The sequence below is a fragment of the Oceanihabitans sediminis genome (assembly GCF_003337215.1).
GTDB classification, from domain to species: domain Bacteria; phylum Bacteroidota; class Bacteroidia; order Flavobacteriales; family Flavobacteriaceae; genus Oceanihabitans; species Oceanihabitans sediminis.
The window spans coordinates 134,191-159,060 of record NZ_QPIG01000005.1 but is presented as its reverse complement, the minus strand read 5'-3'; the positions used below and the strand labels follow the sequence as shown (position 1 = coordinate 159,060).

General features: G+C 35.4%; 19 protein-coding genes and 1 riboswitch. Of the genes, 9 read left to right on the top strand and 10 right to left on the bottom strand.

The genetic code is table 11. The annotated features are described in order from the left end of the window. Positions 1–317: 317 nt before the first annotated feature. Positions 318–692, top strand: coding sequence for a Fur family transcriptional regulator (locus tag DU428_RS12070; RefSeq protein ID WP_072352783.1), 375 nt, complete (start codon positions 318–320; stop codon positions 690–692). A gap of 61 nt (positions 693–753) precedes the next feature. Here DU428_RS12070 and DU428_RS12065 read toward each other — a convergent pair whose 3' ends face one another. Together DU428_RS12065 and DU428_RS12060 are read right to left on the bottom strand one after the other, a co-directional pair. Continuing rightward, positions 754–1,884, bottom strand: coding sequence for a PepSY-associated TM helix domain-containing protein (locus DU428_RS12065; protein WP_072352784.1), 1,131 nt, complete (start codon positions 1,882–1,884; stop codon positions 754–756). Positions 1,885–1,945: 61 nt separating this feature from the next. Further along, positions 1,946–4,324, bottom strand: a complete 2,379-nt coding sequence (locus DU428_RS12060; RefSeq protein WP_113966600.1) for a TonB-dependent siderophore receptor — start codon at positions 4,322–4,324, stop codon at positions 1,946–1,948. A 268-nt stretch (positions 4,325–4,592) separates the two neighbouring features. Between DU428_RS12060 and DU428_RS12055 the strand changes: the two genes are divergently transcribed. From DU428_RS12055 to DU428_RS12045, 3 genes are read left to right on the top strand one after another with little or no spacing between them, the layout of a single operon-like run. Next, on the top strand, positions 4,593–5,165 hold the full coding sequence (locus tag DU428_RS12055) for a TetR/AcrR family transcriptional regulator (RefSeq protein WP_113966599.1): 573 nt from the start codon (positions 4,593–4,595) through the stop codon (positions 5,163–5,165). A gap of 40 nt (positions 5,166–5,205) precedes the next feature. Further along, positions 5,206–5,853: a DsbA family oxidoreductase gene (locus DU428_RS12050; protein ID WP_113966598.1), complete on the top strand. Its 648-nt coding sequence runs from the start codon at positions 5,206–5,208 to the stop codon at positions 5,851–5,853. Positions 5,854–5,880: 27 nt separating this feature from the next. Next, the gene (locus DU428_RS12045; protein ID WP_113966597.1) at positions 5,881–6,732 is read left to right on the top strand and encodes a DUF6503 family protein; all 852 of its coding nucleotides are present in this window, start codon (positions 5,881–5,883) and stop codon (positions 6,730–6,732) included. 124 nt (positions 6,733–6,856) lie between these two features. Here the strand turns inward: DU428_RS12045 and DU428_RS12040 are convergent, their stop codons facing one another. From DU428_RS12040 to thiS, 8 genes are read right to left on the bottom strand one after another with little or no spacing between them, the layout of a single operon-like run. Continuing rightward, complete coding sequence (locus DU428_RS12040) at positions 6,857–7,930, bottom strand: ThiF family adenylyltransferase (RefSeq protein ID WP_113966596.1); 1,074 nt, start codon at positions 7,928–7,930, stop codon at positions 6,857–6,859. A 3-nt stretch (positions 7,931–7,933) separates the two neighbouring features. Next, positions 7,934–9,052 carry a 2-iminoacetate synthase ThiH gene (gene thiH / locus DU428_RS12035; protein WP_113966595.1) on the bottom strand — a complete coding sequence of 373 codons (1,119 nt, stop codon included), beginning with the start codon at positions 9,050–9,052 and terminating at the stop codon, positions 7,934–7,936. Continuing rightward, positions 9,045–9,818 (bottom strand): thiazole synthase, encoded by a 774-nt coding sequence (locus DU428_RS12030; RefSeq protein ID WP_113966594.1) that lies wholly within the window; start codon positions 9,816–9,818, stop codon positions 9,045–9,047. The genes thiH and DU428_RS12030 overlap by 8 nt, the downstream gene beginning before the upstream one ends. Positions 9,819–9,844: 26 nt before the next feature. Then, positions 9,845–10,468: a thiamine phosphate synthase gene (gene thiE, locus DU428_RS12025; protein ID WP_113966593.1), complete on the bottom strand. Its 624-nt coding sequence runs from the start codon at positions 10,466–10,468 to the stop codon at positions 9,845–9,847. Further along, the gene (locus tag DU428_RS12020; RefSeq protein WP_113966592.1) at positions 10,465–11,229 is read right to left on the bottom strand and encodes a hydroxymethylpyrimidine/phosphomethylpyrimidine kinase; all 765 of its coding nucleotides are present in this window, start codon (positions 11,227–11,229) and stop codon (positions 10,465–10,467) included. The genes thiE and DU428_RS12020 overlap by 4 nt, the downstream gene beginning before the upstream one ends. After that, positions 11,216–11,812, bottom strand: coding sequence for a thiamine phosphate synthase (locus DU428_RS12015; protein WP_113966591.1), 597 nt, complete (start codon positions 11,810–11,812; stop codon positions 11,216–11,218). Before DU428_RS12015 ends, DU428_RS12020 begins: the two co-directional genes overlap by 14 nt. 3 nt (positions 11,813–11,815) lie before the next feature. Continuing rightward, entirely contained in the window at positions 11,816–13,675 is a 1,860-nt protein-coding gene (gene thiC, locus DU428_RS12010) for a phosphomethylpyrimidine synthase ThiC (RefSeq protein ID WP_113966590.1), read from the bottom strand. A 44-nt stretch (positions 13,676–13,719) separates the two neighbouring features. Next, complete coding sequence (thiS, locus tag DU428_RS12005; RefSeq protein WP_113966589.1) at positions 13,720–13,926, bottom strand: sulfur carrier protein ThiS; 207 nt, start codon at positions 13,924–13,926, stop codon at positions 13,720–13,722. 126 nt (positions 13,927–14,052) lie between these two features. Beyond that, a riboswitch (TPP riboswitch) is annotated at positions 14,053–14,149 on the bottom strand. Positions 14,150–14,679: 530 nt separating this feature from the next. Here thiS and sbcD point away from each other — a divergent pair. From sbcD to DU428_RS11980, 5 genes are all read left to right on the top strand, one after another. Continuing rightward, positions 14,680–15,879: an exonuclease subunit SbcD gene (gene sbcD, locus DU428_RS12000; RefSeq protein ID WP_113966588.1), complete on the top strand. Its 1,200-nt coding sequence runs from the start codon at positions 14,680–14,682 to the stop codon at positions 15,877–15,879. Positions 15,880–15,888: 9 nt separating this feature from the next. Beyond that, positions 15,889–18,924 (top strand): AAA family ATPase, encoded by a 3,036-nt coding sequence (locus DU428_RS11995; RefSeq protein ID WP_113966587.1) that lies wholly within the window; start codon positions 15,889–15,891, stop codon positions 18,922–18,924. Between the two features lie 183 nt (positions 18,925–19,107). Continuing rightward, positions 19,108–19,830 (top strand): hypothetical protein, encoded by a 723-nt coding sequence (locus tag DU428_RS11990; protein ID WP_113966586.1) that lies wholly within the window; start codon positions 19,108–19,110, stop codon positions 19,828–19,830. Between the two features lie 279 nt (positions 19,831–20,109). Further along, a complete protein-coding gene (hsdR, locus tag DU428_RS11985; protein WP_113966585.1) occupies positions 20,110–23,361 on the top strand; it encodes a type I restriction-modification system endonuclease in 3,252 nt (1,083 codons plus the stop codon). Further along, entirely contained in the window at positions 23,354–24,868 is a 1,515-nt protein-coding gene (locus tag DU428_RS11980) for a DUF262 domain-containing protein (RefSeq protein WP_113966584.1), read from the top strand. Before hsdR ends, DU428_RS11980 begins: the two co-directional genes overlap by 8 nt. Positions 24,869–24,870 lie beyond the last annotated feature (2 nt).

Genomic DNA, 24,870 nt, shown 5'->3' with positions numbered 1-24,870 from the left:
TGGTGTTAATTTCTGCGCAATCGCATAGTCGCAAATAACACAATGTGAAACTTGGTCTTTATCCTCTTCATGGGAAAGCGTATGCAGTCCAACCATTTTCATGGAGAGAAAAAGGAAAAGGAATAAATAAACAAGCTTATTTTTAAAACAATTAACTTTCATCAAGTAATATAAACTTACAATATTAATACGCTATGAGACTACCAATACATCTTTAATGCAATTGTGTCGCATTTGTTAGTTTTGCAAATATATTATATTTTTATACTATTGCAAGATAGTCGCAATAAATTATCGCGAATTAATCGCATTAAGAAATGAAAAGAAGAAACACACCAACGAAAGAAGCTGTTCTAGAGGTTTTAAAAACTGCTGGCAAAGCCATGAGTCAAGATGCGATTGAACAAGAAATACACATGGATATTAATAGAGCCACTATATATCGTGTTTTAAACCGCTTTTGTGAAGATGGTGTGTTACATAGGATTGTTGCCGACGATGGAAAACAGTATTTTGCTTTAAGTGACAAGAATGATAACAATAAGGTTTCGGATAATCATTTTCATTTTAAATGCTTAGCGTGTGATACTATAGAGTGTTTGCCTAATGAAGTTAGTTTTACAGTTCCAAATGCATATTCTGTTGCACATATGAATTGTGTATTAACTGGTATTTGTAAAGATTGTTCTTAAGATTTGAGTGTTTTGACCTTAAGTACAAGCGTTGGGAACTCTAATTCTTAGGAATAGGTATTTATTTTCTTTTTCGCTTCTTTTTCAGCTTATTTAACCATATAATGGTACCTGTTACAGGTAGGCTTGTGGCTATAAGGCATGCTAAAAAGTAAATGATTTTAGAAACCGTTCCAAAAACATCTCCCATATGTAGAGGTCTAATTAAGGATGCTATTTGTTGGTTCCATGGTTTGTCGTCAAACAGCTCTACTTTTAATAGCTGCCCATAAGTATCTATATAAACTTTATCTGAAATAGAAGGGGACCAATTTTCTTCAGCATACTTTCTAAAACTATAGTAATTGCTTTTAGGGCTAGGGAAGCTTACTGAAAGCTCTCCAGGATAATTTAGCGTTTTATTAGCTAAAGCGACGGCTGCATCATAAGAAATAGCTTCCATATCCGTTTTGTTTTCTAGGGAAAATTCTGGTGCAGATCTATCAAAAATCTTTGTCCCTATAATTTGCCCCAAGCCATCTCTATAGGATTCAAAAGACCAGCATAAGCCAGTTATAGCCATAATAAGCAAAAAGATAGAAGCGTAAAAGCCTAAAGTATTATGTAAATCATGGTTCACACGTTTCCAATTGGCTTTTGTCTTTATTTTTAAGCCTTGTTTTATATTTTTCCATTTTAACTTTTTGGGGAACCATAGTACAATTCCGGAAATAGATAATAATAAAAAGATAATAGTGGCAACGCCAACAATAGGTCTACCAATACTAATATCTAACAACAACCATCTATGTAGCTTAAACATCGTAAACATAAAAGCATCCACTTTTGTTTTTTCACTTTTATGTATAGCCTTGGTATAAGGGTTTACAAGAACTTTTGTTCCACGTCGCTCTTTTAAGTCTTCTTTTACAGTAAAAGTATAGGGCTCGTTATCCTTGTAGGGGATACTCACTCCTGTAACATGTACCTTATTAGTCTCTTTTAAAGTTTGTGTTAAGTTAGTCAGCTTATGTTTTTCAGCCTTTGCTTCTACCATAAAGTCCTCTGCAAAAAAACTCTTTATTTCTGCGTCAAATACTAAAATCGTTCCTGTAAAACAAACGATAAACAAAATGATGCCACTTGCTAATCCTAGCCATAAGTGCAGGTCGTTTATAAACTTTCTAAAACTGTATGTGTTTTTGTTTTTCATAATGTGCATTAACATGATAAAGCGTAATCTTAATGACTACGCTTTATTTGGACTAATTGAATTAAAAGGAGTAGCTTAAAACTCCCGCAAAATTTCTAGGATCTGTTTGGTTGATATATCTTGTTCTATATGCATTATATCCCACTTCATCAAATACATTGTTTAGTATAAATCTAAAGTTCCAATGTGTGTTTATACGGTAAGCCGCTTGTAAATTAACTTGTGTATAGGAATCTACATTAAAAGGCTTCTGATTAGGTACGATACCTTCGTGAGTAATAGCTCCAGAACTCCAATCGTTTATTGGTCTTTCGCCAGTAAAGTATACTCCAGCACCTAAAGAAAGTCCGTCTAGCTTTTCTTTAAAACTATAATTAGCATAGGCATTAAAAGTATGTTTTGGCGTGTTTAAAGGGGCCGAACCATATACGTAGGAAGTATGTTCTTTATACTGTGCATCTATATAAGAATATCCTGTAATAACTTCTAAGTTGTCTAATAGTCGGCCACTAAGTTCTACCTCAATTCCCTTACGCTCATCGTTACCTCCTTTTTGGTAATATCCTGTAGCCACCCAGTTTTCGTCATAAACAGGAAGGTTGATGTCTTTGTTGTTGATTTTAAAGAAGGTAAGGTTAAAGCGTAATCTATTGTTTAGCCAGTTGGTTTTAATTCCAGTTTCTAGCTGATCAAAACGCTCATTACCTAATTCTTGACCATTGGCATCTAATCGCGTAGCCGTTCTTGGGTACGAACTATTGGTGTAGGAAGCAAAGACGTTTATATTTTTAAATGGGCTCAGGATAATACCTCCTAATGGATTAAAGGCGTTGCTTTCTGTAGTTTCCGTAGCCGTGATAGTTTGCGTTCTGCTAAAGCGAGCACCTAAAAAGGTTTTAATATACTTGTTGAAAGTGATTACATCCTGAGCTACAAAACCAAAAGCTTTAGACTGAGCACCTAATAAGGTAGCCTCTGGAAATGCCATATCACTAGGTAGCTTATGGTTGTTGCTAGCGAATACATCGATAGTATCAATATTGGAAACACTCATAGAAGATGTGTTGTATTTTGTAGTACGGTAATCAAAACCAACTTGGAAAGTGTGTGAAATACTACCGGTTTTAATATCATCACCAATAAGGTCAAATTGCATTACGCTATTATTGTCTTTTCTCGTAGAAGCGGAATAACCACGATTTCGCTGATTATAAATTGGTGTACCTGAAGTATCTTTTATTACATTTCCTAAGCTTGCCCCTTTATCATCTAAGTCTAAATTAGATTTGTAGTATGCAGCTTTTAAGCTTAATTTATCACTAAGTTCTCTACTAAATCGGATAGAGTAGGTGGCATTGGTAGTTAAAGACTTATCGTTTTCAAAACCTAGAAAAACATCATGCGGCAAATCGTAAATATGGTTTTCGTCATTTTTACCAAGGTTTACCGTTCCTAGGTCTGGCGTACGGCTATCTTCAAAATAATCCATCTCCACAGTGAAGGTTGTTTTATCATCTGGCTTCCATTCTAAAGAGGGATTGATATAAAAGCGATCTGAAGAGACCATAGATCTATAGCTATCGGCACGTTCTAATGCGGTATTCACTCTAAATGCAACTTTACCACTTTCTACTAATGGTCCATACACATCAAAAGTAGTTCTTGCTTGACCGTAACTTCCAATACGTAAATCTGCATTACCACCAAAAACGTATTTAGGTGTTTTTGTTACTAGGTTCACCACACCACCTGGACTTCCTAAATCTGTGGCTACACCTTGTGTGATAGAAGCAGCCCCTTTTAGCACCTGAATATTATCAACTCCTTGCATATCGGTTAATACACCAACCCCTCTAAAGTCAGAATGTACACGTACACCGTTTTTTAGTATAGGAATCCCTCTAAAACCACGAGAAGACATACTTTCTCTTTTATTTCCATAGGTGGCAAAAGTGTAGACTCCAGGAACGTTTTTTGTAGCGTCAGAGATCGTTAGGTTTCCTTGTTGCGCTATCAATTTATCAGAAATAATTGAAATACTCTGAATTTGCTCATAAGGAGCTAAAGGTAGTCTTGTTAATGCTTCAATTTTATCCGGGTGGGTAAACCTACTTCCAAATACTTCTACCTCGTCTAATTGTGAGTCTTCTTTTAATTCAAAATGCAGGATGCTATCCTCATTTTCCTGTATGGTGATTGTTTGAGTAGCCGATTTAAAGCCAACAAATGAAACTCGTATTTTGTATGTTCCAGGCACCACATCTTGTAATTCGTAGTAGCCGTTTTCATTGGCAGATGTTCCTTTGGAAGAACCTTCAATAATTACCGAAGCAAATGGTATAGCTTCTTGTTTTTCGGTACTAATGGTACCACTGATTTTGTTTTGTGCGAATGTTATCTGTATCGCAAAAAGCATAAATAAACTGATATTTTTAAGCATAATAATTTAGATTGAATTTAAATAAAGCCGCAAATGTAAAACCCATTAGTTGTTTTTCAAAGTTTATTTAGACTAAATATAAATAATAATTTCTACTGACTTGAGCATTAATAAAATAGGTAACGATTTTTTTTTAACACAGAGAATACCCCATTTTATTATCCTTAGCCATGAATTACTTATAATAATGTTAAAAAATACTTAGTTTCTAACCGATTGTTTAGTTTTGCAGTACACTATAATACTAACTGTTTTAGGGAGTTGATTTATGGCAAGAAAAAAACAATATGATGAAGAAGCTGTTATAGAGAAGGCTATGTATTTGTTTTGGCGTCATGGTTATGAAAGCACCTCTATGCAACTTCTTGAAAAAGAAATGGGCATTAATAAGTTTTCTATTTATTCTAGTTTTGGGAGTAAGCAAGGTCTTTTTTCTGCATGTCTAGATGCATACCAATCAAAGACCAGAACCGTTTTTGAGAAGTTTCAAAAAGCGACAACAGGTATAGAATCCATACGAGCTTTTTTTATAGATACGGTGGATCTTTGCTTTGAGGAAGGAAATGAAAAGGGCTGTTTACTAACAAATACCTATTACGAATTTGCAGATAAAAAGGACACAGCTGTGCAGCAAGATTTGCTGTGTTTTATGCAAAACCTTAAAGAAATGTTTGTAGAAAAGCTGCGAATATCCTCTGAAAAGGATGAAGAAACCATCTTAAAGCAAGCTAATTATTTATTGTTAGCAAAGCATGGTTTAGCAGCTGCAACTCGAGTAAATAGTAGAGAAGAAATAGAAGACTATATAGAAATCACCTTCCAAAACCTATTAAATAAATAAGTTTCTTTTTAAATAAAGGAGGTAAATAATAAATAACATTATGAAAGAAAAATTGAAAATAGATATTGTTTCCGATGTGGTTTGTCCATGGTGTACCATTGGTTTTAAACGACTGGAAAAAGCTATTAGCGAATTGGGAGTAGCAGACCAAATAGAAATTAACTGGCAGCCCTTTGAGCTGAATTCCAATATGCCAGCCGAAGGACAAAATCTTCATGAGCATCTAAAGGAAAAATATGGTATTAGTGAGGAGCAGCTTAGGCAGTCTGAAGAACAAATGCAAGCCGCTGGTGCTGAGGTAGATTTTACTTTTGATTATTTTAATGGTATGCGTATGGTTAATACTTTCGATGCGCATGTTTTATTGGATTATGCTAAAGATTTTGCTAAGCAAACAGCATTAAAAATGTATTTAACCAAAGCTTTTTTTAGTGATAGAAAAGACGTTTCAGATCGTGCAATATTAAAGGAAGCATTATTAGCGGTAGGTTTAGATGCAGCTGAAGCTCTTTCAAAATTAGATGATGCTGTAGCAGCTCAAAATATAAGAAACAAGCAGAATTACTGGAAGGACTTAGGTGTTAATTCTGTTCCTACTATAGTATTTAACAGAAAAAGTGCTATAACTGGAGCGCAGCCTGTAGATGTGTTTAAGCAGGTTTTAACCGAAGTTCTGGCGGAGCAATAAAAAATATTATAAACTAAAATAAATAAGATGTATTATAACAAATTAGGTATTGTGTTCCTTTTTAGCTTACTATTCACAGCTTGCGGAAATAAGGAAGAAAAAAGTAATGTGAGTGGAGAAGGGAAAGTAGTAGAGCAAGCAGAGCAAATCGAAACCATAGCATTCCAAAATAAAGGTCACGAATTGGTTTATAAAATGACTCAAAAAACAGGAAGCTATCAAGATTTATTAGATTTAAAAGATGTGGTTTATGAGTACACCTATCGTACTGCAGACCAAAAAGAAGATGTTTCTATCGAATCATACATTTTTGATGGGGAATTATCGCATGCTAAATATTTAAAACACGAAAGAACCTTAGCGGAGTTGGAAGGGGAAATGGAGCAAGGATATAATGGAAAAGACTTTTGGCTTAAAATAGATGGCGAAGAAATAACCGATGCTAATAGTGTTGCAAGTGTTGTTTTTACACGTAAAACTAATTTCTATTGGTTTGCAATGATGCAAAAACTATTAGACCCAGGTATTAATTACGAGTATTTAGGACAAAAACAGCTAGAAGGTGAAAATTATGAAGTGGTAAAAGTAACATTTCAATCTGCAGCAGATGAAGCAACGGATATTTATCAATTATACATGAACCCGAAAACAGATTTAATAGATCAATTCCTGTTTACTGTAGTTTCCAAAAAGGTAACCGATCCTATATTAATGCGCGTTAGCTACGAGAATATTGATGGCGTATTAATCCCAGCCTATCGTAAATACACCAAATCCGATTGGGATGCGACTGTTATTAAAGATGTTTGGGTGGAAGAAATTTCAAATAACATTCAGTTTAATCAGCAAGTAGATAGGGCTTTGTTTGAAAAGGATTAGCGATTATATTTTTAATTCTTAGTTATAAAAAAAAAACAAGGGTTTAGCTTTCGCTAAACCCTTGTTGGTTTATATGGTTTCAATTTTAGAGGGGAGCTCTCAAATTTATGCTAAAACTCTTCCATTAAGAATTAACAGCTGCAGTATTAATGCCGCCTTTTAGACTTACTAGTCTATTCTCGAAGTTTTTACTTTTAAACATATTGATGGCAAGTTTGCTGCGTACTCCAGATTTGCAAAAGACCAATAGGGGTTTGTTTGCTGCTAGCTCGGTATATCTATCTTTCAATTCCTCTAAAGGAATATGAAAACTTTCGATATAAAGTTCCTCTCGTTCCTCTTTGTTTCTGACATCCAATACATTAAAAGTATCTGCCTGTTTCAGATAATCTTGATACGTTATTTCCTCAAGCCCATCATCCAGACTACAAAACATTTGATAATCTGGTGTTAAAGATGCTATTACAAGGGAAGGATTCTTTTTAAAATAAAATATTTCCTGTTTTAAGCTAAGCGCATTAAAAGTTAATAGCTTCCCAGACAGTAAATTGCCTAAGCCTAAAATGATCTTTAATACTTCATTTGCTTGTAAGCTACCAATTATACCTGGTAGCACCCCCAATACTCCTACCTCTGAACAGTTAGGAACTAGTTCCGGCGAAGGTGGGGTAGGGAATAGGCATCTATATGTGGGTCCGTTATGATAGTTGAACACAGAAACCTGTCCTTCAAACTTGTTTATCGACCCAAATACTACCGTTTTTCCCAAAATTACGGCAGCATCATTTATTAAATAACGAGTAGGGAAATTATCAGTGCCATCTACAATGATATCGTAGTTTTCAAATAAATCAAGGGCATTGTCATTACTTAATTTGGTGATATAGCTGTGAAGTTGAACAAAAGGGTTTAATTTTTTCAATCGGGACACAGCTGCTTCTACTTTATACTTTCCTATATCTTCAATTGAATAAAGAATTTGTCGTTGCAGATTGGTTTGATCCACGCTATCATTATCTACAACTCCTATGATGCCAACTCCTGCCGCGACTAAATATTGCAGCGCCGGACAACTTAAGCCGCCAGCACCAATAACTAAAACCTTTGCTTGTTTCAGCTTTAATTGACCTCTTTCTCCAACTTCTTCAAGACTAAGATGTCTACTATATTGATATGATTCTTCTGCGGTTATTTTCATTTTTTATTTTTTAGAATAGGATGTATCCCAGTCTTTCCACACTACTTCATAGCCTTGAGATTGTATCATAGCTTTAATTTTATTCGTACCTCGTTCATCCGAAATTTCAAATTGCTCTAAGGATTGTCGATCCACAACATACCCACCTGGATTTGTTTTAGATTCCGCACTCATAGAAGTGATTCCTAGGTTTATGACGTTGTTTCTAAAAGTCTCACTCTCTCTTGTAGACATAGATAATTCCACATCTTCATCTAATAATCTATAAGCACAAATTAATTGAACAAGATCCGCATCGGTCATTTCCACTTTGGGTTGTACTTCTCCTTCGTGTGGTCGTAATCTTGGAAAGGAAATAGAATACTTGGTTTTCCAATAGGTTTGCTGTAAATATTTTAGGTGTAAGGCAGTGTAAAAACTATCCACCCTCCAATCATCCAAACCAAACAAAGCACCTAAACCGATTTTGTGAATACCAGCTTTTCCCAATCTATCGGGAGTATCTAATCGATAATCGAAATTAGATTTTTTGCCTTTGGGGTGATGGGTTTTGTAGGTAGCGCGATTATAAGTTTCCTGATATACCAATACTGCGTAGAGTCCCTCGTCAATCAAAGTTTCGTATTCATCCTGATTTAGTGGTTGTACTTCTATACTAATATTAGAAAAGTGATCTCGAATTAATTTTATGGCGTTTTTTAAATAAGCCACTCCAACGGTACTATTAGCTTCTCCTGTTACTAGTAAAATATGGTCGTAGCCTAACTGTTTAATATATGCTACTTCCTTGAGGATTTCCTCGTCAGTAAGGGTTTTCCTGGGGATTTTATTTGTTAAGCTGAACCCGCAATAGGTACAGATGTTCTGACACTCGTTAGAGAGATACATCGGGACATACATTTGTATGGTGTTTCCAAATCTCTTTCTTGTTAGCGCTCTACTTCTTTGCGCCAAGTTTTCGATAAAAGGTTTGGCAGCAGGTGAAATTAATACTTGAAAATCCGCTAAGTTTATTTCGTCTTTTAGTAATACCTGTTGCACATCAGTAGCAGTAAAACTATAGATCTCCTGCTTTACAGTATCCCAATCATATTGATTGAATATGTCTTTAAAATTACTCATTTAGAAAAGAAGTTAAAGGACTACTTGCCTCTGCATATTGATTAACTTCGGCTAATTTTGCTTGGTATGCCAACCTTCCAGCCTGCACTGCCATCTTGAAAGCGATTCCCATTTGCACTGGGTTCTTGGAAACTGCAATTGCTGTATTTACCAAAACTGCATCGGCACCTAATTCCATTGCATAAGCTGCATGTGAAGGTGCGCCAATTCCCGCATCTACAATTACAGGGACCTTACTTTGTTCCATAATTATCTTCAGAAAATCTTTAGTTATAAGCCCTTTATTACTACCTATTGGAGCTCCAAGTGGCATGACACATTGCGCCCCAACATCTTCCAATCGTTTACACAACACAGGATCTGCGTTTATATATGGCATAACTATGAAACCTTCTTTCACCAAAATTTCGGTGGCCTTCAGTGTTTCTATGGGGTCGGGTAATAGATATTTTGGATCTGGATGAATCTCTAACTTTATCCAATTGGTTTGTAAAGCTTCTCTAGCCAATTGCGCAGCAAAAACAGCTTCCTTAGCGGTGCGTACTCCCGAGGTGTTAGGTAATAGATTAATGTGATCTTGCTTCAGATGCATTAATATATCGTCACATGTACTGTGGAGATCTACCCGTTTTAAAGCCACGGTTACCAACTCGCTTTCTGATGCTACAATGGCCTCTTGCATTAATTTGGAACTGCTAAATTTTCCCGTTCCAGTAAATAATCTGGAACGGAAAGTTTTATCTGCTATTTTTAACGTGTCTGTCATTTTTGTGCTCTGTTAAGTTTTTAATTTCACACCTGATCAACAGGAGTTTTTAATATTTTTTGGAAGGCTTTTATGGTCTCAAAATCCTTTGTAATTGCTCCCGAAACTGCAACTCCATTGATGCCTGTTTTTAATAATTCTGGAATGTCATGTAACGTGATGCCGCCAATGGCAATAATGGGAGTTTCTGAATGCAATTCATTTAAAAGGGATACGTAGCCTTCTAAGCCCAATATCGGACTCAGATTTTTTTTCGTGCTGGTAAATCGGAAGGGACCTAAACCTATATAGTCTACTTTTTTATGCATAAGTTCTTGGCAGTCTTGTAGGTTGTTCGCTGTTCCGCCAATAATTTGCCAATCGTACAAATGCTGTCTCGCTACCCTTGGGCAGGCATCTGTTTTGCCTAAATGCACGCCATCTGCTTGTACAGCTTTCGCGATTTTATAATGGTCGTTTATAATTAATTTCGCATGGAATTTCTTAGTGATTTCCCTTGCCCTTTCAGCTGTTTTCAACAAAGTGTTTTCAGCTTCGTTTTTAAGTCGAAGTTGGACTAATTCAGCTCCATGAGTACAAGCTTTTAGGATGTTCTCTAGGTGTTGTTCTGGAGTTTCGCCTTGAGAGATATAGTGTAAATTAGGAATCATATAATTTCGATTTTGTTGTGTACTCCCAATAAGGAAGGGTGTGAGTTTAAAAATTGTTCGGTATACCGCTTTGCCTTATCAGAGGCAGTTTGTAAATTATGTCCTAAACGAATATTACTAGCCAAAGCCGAAGAAAGCACACAGCCACTTCCGTGTTTTTCAGAAATACTTGCGGTAATAGGAGGGAAGTGATAGGTTTGTTGATTTGTTGGATGCAGTTCATCCCAACCTTTTTTGTCCAATCTATGCCCTCCTTTTAAATAGATATTTGTGAATTTCTTCATATACTGAAGCGTTTCTTTAAAATCTAAATTCGGATATAAGCTTATTATTTCATTGTAGTTTGGCGTGATGATATAGCAGTGCTTTAATATTTCATCTAAATTATTTTGATCTTCTTCTGAATGGAAATCAAACCCTGCACTTGCTTTAAAAATAGGATCTAAAACAACTTTTATAGAAGGGTTTATACTGTGAAGTTTTTCTAAAATACGAAGCAATGACTGCCAGGATGCTACTAATCCAATTTTTACGGTATCGATAGTAAAGCGTTCAAAAAGAATAGCTATTTGCTCTAAAATAATTTCCGTATCCACCCAAATACAATGTTTAAAATCACTATCGTGTTGTATAGTAATTGCTGTGCAAACACTTAGTCCATAAAGTCCGTGCGCTTCAAATGTTTTTATATCTGAAGTAATTCCAGCACCTCCAGTAGGGTCGTGACCTGCAATGCTAAGGATGTATTTATGATTGTTCAAAACGGTCTTTTATTTTTTTAAAGGATTCTACAGGATTATCAGTGTTCCAAACACCTCCTAACACGCCAAGGCCATTATACCCGAGTGCTTTCATTTTTGCAATGTTTTCAGCACTAATACCACCTAGTCCAATTACGGTTTTGTCTATACTATTTACATCAAACTTGCGACCGGTATATTCCTTTTTTGATATGGATGTAAATACAGGACTTAAAAAATGGTAGTCGAAATCTATATTACAATTTGAAATATCCTCGGGACTATGAAAAGATGAGCTTATAGTGAAACCGTTAACTTTAAGATTATCAAAATAGCTTGCCGTTTTGTTTCTTAGTAATGTCTTTCTTTTCTGTTCCTGAAAATGAAGACCTTTCAGATTAAATTCGCTTGCTAGTTCATGAAATAAATGCACTACAATCCTATTGTGAAATTTTGGATGTATTTCATTCAAATAAGCAATATGTTCCTCGAAACTCTTATTAGGTTTTCGGAGGTGATAACACGCTAAACCAGCTTCAAAAAGTTGGTTTAGTGTGTTTGTTTCCGTAGAAATATCTACTTCGGGAGAAATAACAATTACCATAAGCTATAAATAGACTTCAGAACCTTTATTTTTAAACTCTTCCGCTTTATCTTCCATCCCTTTTTTAATTACTTCGTTATCCACAATATCGTTTACAGCAGCAAAGTCCCGTACTTCTTGTGAAATCTTCATAGAACAAAATTTAGGACCACACATAGAGCAGAAGTGAGCCAATTTGGCTCCCGCAGCAGGCAGGGTTTCATCGTGGTATTCTCGGGCGCGCTCCGGATCAAGTCCTAAATTAAATTGATCTTCCCAACGGAACTCAAAACGTGCCATACTTAAAGCATTGTCTCGATGTTGTGCTCCCGGATGCCCCTTGGCTAAATCGGCAGCGTGAGCAGCTAGCTTGTAGGTTATCACTCCAACACGAACATCTTCCTTATTTGGTAAGCCTAAATGTTCTTTTGGCGTTACATAGCACAGCATGGCACATCCGTACCAAGCTATCATAGCAGCACCAATTCCAGATGTAATATGGTCGTAGCCTGGAGCAATATCTGTAGTTAATGGCCCTAAGGTGTAAAATGGAGCTTCGTCGCAAACTTCGATTTGCTTCTCCATATTTTCCTTAATCATATGCATAGGAACGTGACCAGGACCTTCAATAAAACACTGTACTTCGTGTTTTCGTGCGATTTTAGTCAGTTCGCCTAAGGTTTCTAATTCTGCAAATTGCGCTTCATCATTTGCATCGGCTATAGAACCTGGACGCAATCCATCCCCTAATGAAAAGGCCACATCATATTGCTTTAAAATCTCACAAATTTCCTCAAAATGTGTGTATAAGAAGCTCTCTTTGTGATGCGCTAAACACCATTTGGCCATAATAGAACCACCGCGAGAAACAATACCAGTTACTCGCTTTGCCGTCATAGGAACATAACGTAGTAAAACCCCTGCGTGGATGGTGAAATAATCTACACCTTGCTCGGCTTGTTCAATTAAAGTATCTCGGAAAATCTCCCAAGTTAAATCCTCTGCAACGCCGTTTACTTTTTCTAAAGCTTGATAAATAGGAACCGTTCCAACGGGAACAGGAGAGTTACGAATAATCCATTCGCGGGTTTCGTGTATGTTTTTACCAGTAGATAAATCCATAATATTGTCTGCACCCCAGCGGCAAGCCCATACTGCTTTTTCAACCTCTTCTTCAATGGAAGAAGTAGTGGCAGAATTCCCAATATTGGCATTAATCTTTACCAAAAAGTTTCTCCCTAATATCATAGGTTCTGCTTCTGGGTGATTGATATTCGATGGAATTACAGCACGACCTCTAGCAACTTCATCTCGCACAAATTCCGGAGTGATTTTAGAAGGAATAGCAGCACCAAAATGCTCGCCTTTATGTTGCTTTCTAATTTCGGTCATTTCGTCAATACGCTGATTTTCACGAATAGCGATATACTCCATTTCTGGTGTAATAATCCCTTGCTTGGCATAATGTAACTGGGTAACATTTTGACCTTTTTTAGCTCGCAACGGTTTCTTTAAGCTAGAAAAACGCATATGGTCTAAACTTTTGTCGTTTAATCGTTCCCTTGCGTATTCTGATGAAAAATCTTCTAGCTGTTCCACATTGTTCCTATCTAAAATCCATTGTTCGCGAATTCTTTCAATCCCTTTATGCACATCAATCGACTTATTTGGATCGGTGTAAGGGCCGGAAGTGTCATAAACTGTAACAGGTTCGTTAGGGGTTATTTTTCCTGTTAGGGAATCTTTTGTGTCACTTAAGGAGATTTCACGCATGGCAACTTTTATCTGTGGATGCAATTTGCCTGGTACGTATATTTTTTTTGAATTTGGAAATGGTTGTCTTGTGATTGTACCTTGTTTTGGAGCAGTGTCCTTGTTTTTCATATCGAAAAGTTTTTTCAGTTGTGTTAGTTTATTAAGTGAAGAGATTATCCACCTTGAGTAGCTTGAATAACTAAAACCTTGTCATTGGCAGACAAGCTTGTGGCACTCCATAAATGTTTTGAAATAATGCTGTGGTTTACTGCTACCGCAATACCATCTTGAGGTGAATTTATTTTATCTAGCAGTTGTAGGATATTGAAATCGGAGTTGATTTCCATGGCTTTTTCGTTAACCAAAATAGTAATCATCATACAGTATCGTTTTAAATATGCTGTAAACGATAAAGGTTTTTGAGAAGGGAATTATTTGAAATGAAAGCACAGGTTAAGACGCTGTACTTTTATAAAAAGTGTATAAATACATCTATCGATTTGGATGATGTATTGCTAACTTTTCCCTTCGCTGGTACTAACCAGATCAGGTTCAAAGGGTCTTTCTCAGTTCTACATATTTAGAACACCCCTAAAGTTTACACCACAAACTTATTAATAAATTCTTTTTAAAACTAAATAAGCTTGTTTAAAATATTTTAAGAGGATGTAGTGTGTGGGGGGACAGGTAGTTATAGTAGAGTTTTATATAGAAGAAACTTATATTTCAATTAGAGGGCTTAAATTACTAGTGAAGACTTTAAAGAAAAAGACTAAATTAAGGGACATTCTTATCAGGATAACCTAAAAGCTTAAGCTTTGTTGTCATGATTTCTAGAACACAAGTGCAATTGCAAATGTTACAGTACCATAATTAGATACATGGAAGTAGGATGCTGCTGGGATTATGAAAATGGAAGTAATTATTTTTATTAGAATTTCCACTTTCACTTTTTTATGGTATTTATGTATAAAATTCTATATAACTTAGTATTTTGGAAGTTCCTTTAGTATTTAAATAGCTTAATTTTATTCGAGTTACTTGTAGGAACCTCGTACTATAATGCCATTTTAATATTCCATTTTTTACAAGGGTGTTTTACACACCTAAATAAAGAACTTTATAATTTATATATGAAAATACTTCATACTTCAGATTGGCATATTGGTAAGCAGTTGCACAAAACCGATTTATCTCAAGATATCGATTTGTTTTTCGATTGGCTACTAACCACCATAAAAGAACAGAACATCGACTTACTTTTAGTCTCTGGTGATGTGTTTGATCAAGCCAATCCATCACAAGCCTCATTAAAACAATATTACAGTTTTTTAAAACGGATGCTAGCAACCGATTGTAAACTGCTTATCACAGGTGGGAATCACGATTCTGCTTCGGTATTAAACGCTCCAAAAGATATATTAAGTGTCTTGGATGTCGATGTAGTTGGTGGTGCACCAGAAGCGATAAGCGATTTGTTCTTTAGTTATACAAAAGAAGAAGAAACTGTGGTGGTTGCTGCAGTGCCCTTTTTAAAAGATCGCGATATTCGCAAATCGGTAGCAGGAGAATCTTATAGTGATAAAATTGCCCAGATTAAGGGAGGTTTAGAAGCTTATTACGCAGAGGTAAATAACTATTATAAAGAACATTTCTCTAATACTTTCTTCATTGTTATGGGACATTTGTATGTTCAGGGGGCTCATGTTTCAGAAAGTATGAGAGACATTCAAATAGGGAATCAAGCAGGTGTTTCTAGCGCTATTTTTGGCGATGCCCCGCATTATGTGGCTTTGGGGCACATTCATAAACCGTATCCTGTATCAGCCTCTAAACACATTTATTATTCAGGGTCTCCTGTTGCTTTAAGTTTTAGTGAGAAGGAGGAAACCAAGCAGGTGAATATTATTACTACTGATGGGAGGTCTATGGAACTAAGCATCCTTCCTATTCCAAAATTTAGAAATCTAGTCACTTTTCAAGGAACTTTCAAGGAAGTTAGTTCGCAATTAAAAACCTATAAGCATAAAACGCCCCTAAAGTCCTTAGCGGAAATCATTGTTGTCGAAGCCGATGAAAATATTCAAACAAGACAAGATTTAGATGCCTTGGTTGCGGATTTTAATCAGGAACATCTAGAGATTGTAAAAACCAAATTGATTTTCACCAATAAAGTCCGTGGTGCTTCCGAAGGGTTTCAACCAGGGATAAGTGTTGCTGATGTCACACCCATGGAAATGTTTGAGAAAAAGTTGGAGATGGATGGGAGCCAGGAAGACACGGAAGCTCTAAAAAATGCTTTTCGTCAAATTCTAGAAGAACTTAACCTATAAGTTATAATTATGAAAATTAGCAAAATCAGTTTTAAAAATATTCATTCGCTACGTGGCGAACATCATATAGATTTTTTAACAGGAGATCTGGCTGATAGCGGACTCTTCGCCATTACAGGAGCTACAGGTTCTGGGAAATCTACCCTTTTGGATGTTATTACTTTAGCGCTGTTTAATAAAGTGCCTCGAATTGGTGCTATTAGCAAGGCAGTTATAGAAGATCAGGGTGGGATAATGACTCGAAATGCAGTTGATTGCTATGCTGAGGTAGAATATATTGTTGAAGGTAAAACCTACCGTTCCCATTGGTCTATAGAACGCAATAGAAACAATAATTTAAAGGACAGAAAACAAGAGATAATTGATGTGGCTACTGGTGATATTATTGAAAGTGGTAAGTCATTGGTGCCGCCAAAAAATGAAGAGTTAATTGGGTTGAGTTACGACCAATTTGTAAAAGCCATTGTACTATCTCAAGGTCAGTTCAGTAAATTACTAAAGGCCAAACGCGATGAGCGTAATAAGCTGCTAGAAGATATTACGGGAGCCAAAGACTATAGGTCTATTGGAATTGCTGTGTATAGAAAATTTAAAGAAGCACAAGATGCTTGTGAAAAGCAGGAGGTACGTTTAGGGGAAGTGGAACTGCTCCCAGAAGAAGAGAAAACCAAACTAATTGCCCAGGAAAGGGAGTTGACAAAAGCAAAAACAACGCAGAAAAAAGCCCTTGAGGTTTTAAAAGCCGAGATCGATAATAAAAAAGGCATCCTTAAAAATGAATTGGTTTTAAAGGCTAATAACGACCTTCAGAAACAATTAGCTAAAGACTTAGACGCGTTTAAAAAAGAGGAATCCCGATTACAAAAACACGCGAAGTACGTGGTGCATACACCGCTGATTTCCGATTACGAACAAAAGGATAAAGCACTTAAAGAACATACCGAAGAGCTTAGCAAGCAAACAGCACATGAAAAAATGGTGTTAAAAGACTATAACGATTTGCTTCAGCAAGCAACAACACTTTTAAAAAAAACGGTAGAGCCTAGCGAATTTAATCAGGCTTTAAATACATTAAATACCACCTATACCGCTTTAAAAAAAGATGAGGATTTGGCGCAAGCCGAAGCAAAACTCTATGAGGATGCTATTAAAAAGTTACTCGGTGATATTAATAAAGATACGGTGAGAATTCCTTTTGATGGGCAACCTAGTACATTTGTAACAGGTGTTACTCCCGTAGAAGATAAAGTACTAGGCTTTTTAAAAACCGCTCAGGTAGATACGACGCACCAATTAGAAGCAAGAGAAAACAAAGTAAATGAGAGCTTGGCAACCCTTGGTAGCCTAAAAGTTGCTTTCACCAAGTACCAATCGGAGCTCCAGCAAAAGCAAAGCAAGGAAACAGAATTAAAAGGAAGTGAGGCGCAGGTGGTAAAACACAGTGCTATTTTAAAAGACTTAGATAAGGAACTTCCTGTATTGGATGCTGAGGTTACCAAACTCACCAAAGAGGAGGAACACCGCAAAACACATCAAAGTTTAGAAGCCCATCGTAACCAATTGGTAGACGGTGAGGCTTGTCCACTTTGTGGTGCCCTAGAGCATCCTTTTGCTTCTCAACAGCCGGTTTTTGATGTGAAAGCCGATGTGTTACGCTCTAAAAAGGAGCTGTTACATACAAAACGCGAGTTAAAGGCATCCATTCAAGCGCTATTAAAAAGCGATCAGGCAACCAGTAAACGACTTCAAAAAGAGCTGTTAGAAGCTGAAAAAGCGCTGCAGCCTAAAGCCACCGCTATAGAGAAATTATGTGCTAGCCTAGAGGTTGCAACAGTAAAAACCAGTGCCGCTATCGAAAGCTTAGAAGCCCAGGTTTTGGAGGACTCTAAAAAACTTACTCAGATAAAAAAAGCACTGCATTTGCGTGATCTTATTACAGATCTAAAAATAGCAGCCAAACTGTGGGAAGAAAAGACCAGGTTAAAAGCAGAGAAGGAAAGTAAAAGAAAGGCGCTTTATGAAGGCGACGGACTTCTGGAGACCATTCAGACACTGCTAAACAGATGGTCGGCAAACACACAAAACCGAAGTCATACCACAAAAACCATAACCACGCTTAACGCTAAAATTGAAGAGGTCTCTAAAGAGCGATCCGCTTTTGAAACGGTGCTAAAAGACATTCTGAAACAGGAAGGTATAAACAGCCTTCAGGAGTTAAAAACCAATATCCTTAGTGAAAGCCAAGCCGAAAACATCCGCCGTCAGCAAAACACTCTGCAATTAAAACAAGAGCGTTTAAAAACAGAGCAGACTGCCGCATTAAAAGAACTAGAAGGGTTTAAAAAAGCAATTACTAAGGAAGACAGCTTAGAGGAGCTTCAAAATAAATATACGTCACTCGAGGAAGAATCCGCGCGTACAAACCAACAGATAGGTGTGATTCTAACCCGATTGGAAGCAGATAAAAAAATTAAAGCCAAACAAGAAGAACTACTTGCAGAACTAAAGTCCTTAAAAAAAGAGGAGGCCCTTTGGAAAACCATGAATAGTTTGATTGGAGATGCAAATGGTAAAAAGTTTTCAAATTTTGTGCAAGATCTTACCCTAGAGCAATTAATTGGCTACACCAATTTACGATTAAAAGATTTGAGTGATCGCTATGTTTTAGACATTCCAACTGCCGAAGAAGCGGATAAGAACGATGCTTTAAAAGTGTTTGATATGCATCAAGGAGACGCAAGAAGAACCATTAACACGCTATCTGGAGGAGAAACCTTTATGGTGAGTTTGGCAATGGCCTTTGCCTTATCAGACTTGGCAGCCAAGAATGTGAAAATAGAATCCGTTTTTATCGATGAAGGCTTTGGAACCTTAGACCCAGAAACGCTAAACCAGGCTATTACTATTCTAGAAAAAATGCAGAATGAAGGCGATAAATCCATAGGAGTTATCTCCCATGTCGAAGCCTTAAAAGAACGCATTACCACACAAATTAGACTAGAAAAAAGTGGATCTGGTTATAGTACTTTACAGATCATTAAATAAAAAGAGGGTGATGAAAATGTATATGCTACTGGTGGCAATAAGGATGATATTGTAGGGCTATTTTAACGGGACACACTTTTTGTGGAGTGCATAGGATAGAGTAGTGGTTTTTTGAGGGAAATTTCAGTAAAATTATTTATAATTTTTTTATGTTTGAGTCGCGAAATAACCAATAAAAACAATATGAAAAAAATCTATTTATTACTCATTACTACCTTATTTTTAATTCCTAAACATGTTAAAGCGCAAAGTGATGGTGCTGCAATTGCTGCAGCTGTTACTGGTGCAGCAGCAATAGGAGCTATGATTGCCTCTATAGATCAAATGGAGGAGCAAGCTGAGCTTACTGCTACTCAGTGGATTTTGTATAATCATCCTGAATTAACAAGCTTTTCATTAAAAACATTGTCTTTTGATGGTAAAAAAGCAAAAGACATGTCAAGTACAACTGTTATCACTTATAAAATTCAGGAATTTACTCCTGAGATGAATCCTGAATTAAATGGAAAAAAACAAGTGTTATTTGGATTTACAAGTCCAGGATGGATTTCAGATTATGGAATTGATTTTAATAAAGTTAATTGGTTTTTGATTGATAGTGAGGAATGGATGAATATGATGGTTGCTTATGTAAAAGTATCTTCTGATGAAAAAAATGAAAGTTCCCTTAAAGAAACTTTAAAACAAGGAAAAATTGTTAATAAGGGTGTAAGAATGAATGGTAAAATGACTATTCCTTTCTTTAAGTTATCTGGAGATATGTATGTAGTAACAGATTATTCATCTAGATTAAAACTGCTTTATAATGAGCGTTCTTTGGGGATATATTTAAAAGAAACGCAAGACTTAGTACAAATCGGCCGTAGGGATATTATTGATATTCACGAGTACTTTTTCGCCGAATAATATTTTATTCATGCATAAGATAAGCTGATTATAGCTTTTGTAATCCCAATAAAATAGGAGTATTTAAAACTGTTTATCTAATATTTAAATATTTGGGTGAAGATTTTGTATTCTTTTCCTATATTTATCAATCAATTACAAAAATAGCACTTAGCGACTTCAAAAGAGTCGCTTTCGTTATGTTAAAGATTAAGGGCCCCCTTCACCCTTATATAATAAACCATTATTAGTATAGTTTTAAGCTGCTTTAGTTTATAACTAAGAATCTAGCTATTGATTATGAATTATAAAACCAATTTTAGTTTCCTTAAGGATAGCTATGTTGATTTGTTACAATTAGCAATGTTAGCAGAGCGAAATTGTTATACAGATCCAAGTACAACATTATCAAAACTTCGTATTCTAACTGAAAAGTTAGCTATAACTTTAATTGATTTTGAACAACTTGAAGACCCTTATGATAATAAACAGCTAAGTAGGCTCAAAGTATTAGAAAGTCAATCAGATACTCCGCAAGAAATTATATCTATATTTCATACCATAAGAAAGTCTGGAAATAAAGCTTCCCACTTGGGAGAAGGAACTAAAGCAGAAGCTAGATATATGCTTCGACAAGCCTTTTACTTGACTAAATGGTTTATTGAGGTTTACGAAAATGAAGAAGTAAATGTTGATTACGTAACTCCTGAAGAGTCTTGGTTTGTATCAGACAACAAAAGAACTTTAGAGTTAGAAGAAGAACTAAAGCAATTAAAAAAAGAAGTTGACTCCTATAAACAAAAAATAAAGCAGCAGACAGAAATTTCGGAAGAAGCGAAACTTCAGCGTAAAGAAAGAGCTAAAGATAAAGCAAAGAAGATTGAAGAATCGGAATCTGAAACAAGAGAACGAATAGACAAACAGCTACGAGATGCTGGATGGGAATGTGACACACAGACTTTAAATTATAAAACTTGTAAAACACTACCGCAAAAAGGTCGGCAAATGGCTATCGCAGAATGGCCGTGCGGAACCAAATGGGCAGATTATGCATTGTTTAATGGCTTAGAGCTTATCGGAATTGTTGAAGCTAAAAAACACATTAAAAATGTAATGAGCGATTTAGGTCAAGCAAAGACCTATAGTAAAATTGTAACAAATGATTTAGATATTACATTTCCAGAACACTCTAATAGCAAAACATATAAGGTGCCATTTATGTTTGCAACAAATGGTAGGCCTTATTTAGAGCAATTTAAAACGGCTTCTGGTATTTGGTTTTGGGATGGTAGAGATCAAAAAAATATTGCTAGACCTTTACCTCAATGGTTTTCTCCACGAGATTTAATTGAAAAGTTAAATTATGACGAGAATAAGGGTGTTGAAAAACTTAAACAAACGGATTACGACTTGCTGTCTGATCCAAGTGGATTGAACTTACGTGAATATCAAATAGAAGCTATTAAAGCTGTTGAACACAAAATTCTAACCAACCAAGAAGATAGACGCGCTTTATTAGCAATGGCAACTGGTACAGGTAAGACAAGAACCATGATAGGTATGTGTTACCGTTTAATAAAGTCCGGAAGGTTTAGACGTATTCTTTTCTTGGTAGATAGACGCATGTTAGGGCAGCAAGCTTCGGATGCCTTTAAAGAAGTGCATATTGAAGGCTTACAAACATTTGCCCAGATATATGACTTACAAGATTTAGAAGATAAAGCGGCTGAATTAGATACTAAAATTCACTTTGCAACGGTGCAAGGAATGGTGCAACGTATTGCTTATTCTGATGATAGTCCAAGTGTGGGAGATTACGATTGTATTGTGGTAGATGAAGCGCATAGAGGGTATACCTTAGATAGAGAAATGGATGAGGAAGAGGTAATTCTTCGTGATCAATTAGATTTTCAAAGTAAATACAGAATGGTATTAGATTATTTTGATGCCTATCGTATTGGATTAACAGCGACACCAGCCTTACATACTAAAGATATTTTTGGAGATCCGGTTTATACTTATTCTTATCGCCAAGCAGTGATTGAAGGCTATTTAATAGATTTTGAACCACCCTATGTGTTCCAAACTAAACTTTCGAAAGATGGTATTGTTTGGGAAAAAGGAGACGAAGTAAAAATTTACGATCCAGAGGAAAATGAAATTAAAGAAATTGGTGTTACAGAAGATGAAATTAAAGTGGAAATTACGGGATTTAATAAACGAGTAATTACTGAAAATTTTAATCGAGTAGTATTACATGAAATTATTTCTAACTACGGTATACTTCCTGAAGATAAAGGGAAAACTTTAATTTTTGCAGCAACAAACGCACATGCCGATACAATCGTAAAGTTACTTTATGAGATCTATGATGAGTTGGGAGCAGATGCCGATGCCGATGCAATAGTCAAAATTACAGGAGAGGTTTATAATAGAGAAGACTTATTACGCAGATTTAAAAATGATCAATATCCTAGTATCGTTGTTACGGTAGACCTTTTAACAACAGGGATAGATGTTCCTAGTATTTCTAACTTAATATTTTTAAGACGTGTAAATTCTAGAATACTATATGATCAAATGATAGGTCGTGCCACCAGGCGTTGTGACGAAATAGGAAAAGAAGTATTTAAAATATACGATTGTGTAGGAGTTACAGAAATTATGGCTGATGAGCAGGTAATGAAGCCTGTTGCGCCTTTAGTAACTAAAACATTTTCTAATTTAATTGAAGAGCTTTCTATCATTGAAGACGATTATTCTAAAGAGGCTAAATTAGACCGAATCATAGCCAAAATTCAGCGTAAGGTTACAAGGTTCAGTCAACAGCAGAAAGATCAATTCGAAATATTAACGGGAGAGCCAACCGTAAGAGATTTTGCTAAAAAATTAAAGTCCATTGACGTTGAAAATCTAAACCAAACTTTAGAAGATTATGGACACTTATGGGAGTTCTTAGATAGAGAAAAAGGTAGGGCTTTAAGCTATGGTACTCTATATAGTGACCATGAAGATATGGTAGAAGAGGTTTCACGAGCTTATGAGAAAAACTTAAAGCCTAAAGATTATCTGGAATCTTTCAACGAATACATCAAAAACAATAGGAATAAGATTGCAGCCTTAAATGTGGTATGTACCAAACCAAGTACGTTAACTCGTACCGATCTAAAAGAGTTACGTTTAATATTGGATACGGAAGGCTATAATAAACACAACTTAAATACCGCTTACAAAGAAGTGACTAATACTGAAGTTGTAGCCGATATTATTGCGCATATTCGTACTTCTGCACTAGGTGAAAACCTAGTAAGTCATCAAGAGCGAATAGCTAATGCGGTTACTAAACTTAAAGCATCCCATGATTGGAATCAAATTCAATTAAATTGGTTAGATAAAATTGAAGCACAGCTTCAAAAAGAATCAATTATAACATTAGAAGATTTAAACAAACCACCATTTAGTGTAGAGGGAGGTTTAAAGCGATTAGATAAAGTTTTTAAAAATGAAACTGCTCAGATTATTAACGAATTAAACGAGTATTTGTATGCTTAACAGTGACACTTTAATACTTCACAATAGTACAGATAAATTTACAGGACAAATAAAGCCGGAAATAAAAACAGTAAAGGATTTAATTGGTCTTAAAAATTTATCAATACCAAAATATCAAAGGCCATATAAGTGGAAAACAAAACATGTAAAGCAACTAATAGAGGATATTGTTCTGCATAAGGATAAATCTGCCTACAGAATGGGAACTGTAGTAATTTATGATAAATCTAAAGATGAGTCTGCGGAAAAGGTAACCAGTAATTATTTACATATTGTAGATGGTCAACAAAGACTCTTATCGTTAACATTAATCGCCTATGGCTTATTAAATAATGAGATTACTAAAAAGTATGCAGAGAAGTTTATAAGTAATGACGAACTAACCTTACTTAAAACAACATTTAAGAGTGATATTTCGAAGAATAATATGGCTATTAATTATGATATTATTAAACGAGAGGTTGTAAATTTTGCCGAAGAAGAAGTGTATTTTTTCTTCAATAAATGTGAGCTAGTTTATATAGCATTAGATGATATTTCAGAAGCATTTCAGTTTTTTGATTCTCAAAATGATAGAGGTAAAGGTTTAGATCCACACGATTTATTAAAAGCATTTCACCTAAGGGAAATGCTTAATATTAATGAAACAGAAAAATCGGCTGTTATAAAAGATTGGGAGGATAGAGAAGATGGTGAGTTAGTAGATTTATTTGGAAACTATTTATTTAGAGTAAGGCGATGGTCAAAGAGAAAACAAGGCAGGTTTTTAAACACTAATAATGCGTCAATTTTTAAAGGAATTACATTACAAGATTCTTTTAATTACCCATTTGCATATCCCTTAAGAATCAATCACGTATTTATAGAAGAATTTAATGCACATAGTCACCGTAAAATAGATTTTAATAAAAAAACTTATCCGTTTCAAATTGACCAAGTGGTTATTAATGGAAAGCGTTTTTTTGAAATGGTATCTTTCTATCAAAACCTGGTTTCTTCTATTAAAAACACGAATAATGTAATTTATTTAAAATGTAAAAAAGGGAAGAAACTTAAAGATGAGAATAATAACGATATAATTGATGAAAATGATTTCCTGGAAAAGCTTCAGTTTTTGAATATAAAATCAGTGGATGGTATTGTTTTTAGAATTTTCAAAACTTTGGCTACTTATAATGGCTGTAAGCGTACAGGAGATAAATATGTAAGAAACCTATTTGATTGTGCCTTATTGTATTATATAGACAAATTTGGTAATAAAGATTTAGATAAGGTAGTTATTAAGCTTTTTATATGGGCGTATTCTTTAAGGCTAAATAGTTCAGCAGTACAACTAGCTTCAGCAGACAATCATGCAATTGAACGAAATAGTGTTTTTACAGTTATACGTGAAGCAACGCAACCAAAAGAAGTATATAATATTGACTTAAATAGAGTGGAAGAAAATTCAATAAAAATGAAAATAATAGAATTAGAAACACTTTTTAAGGATTTGAAATATTTATAATC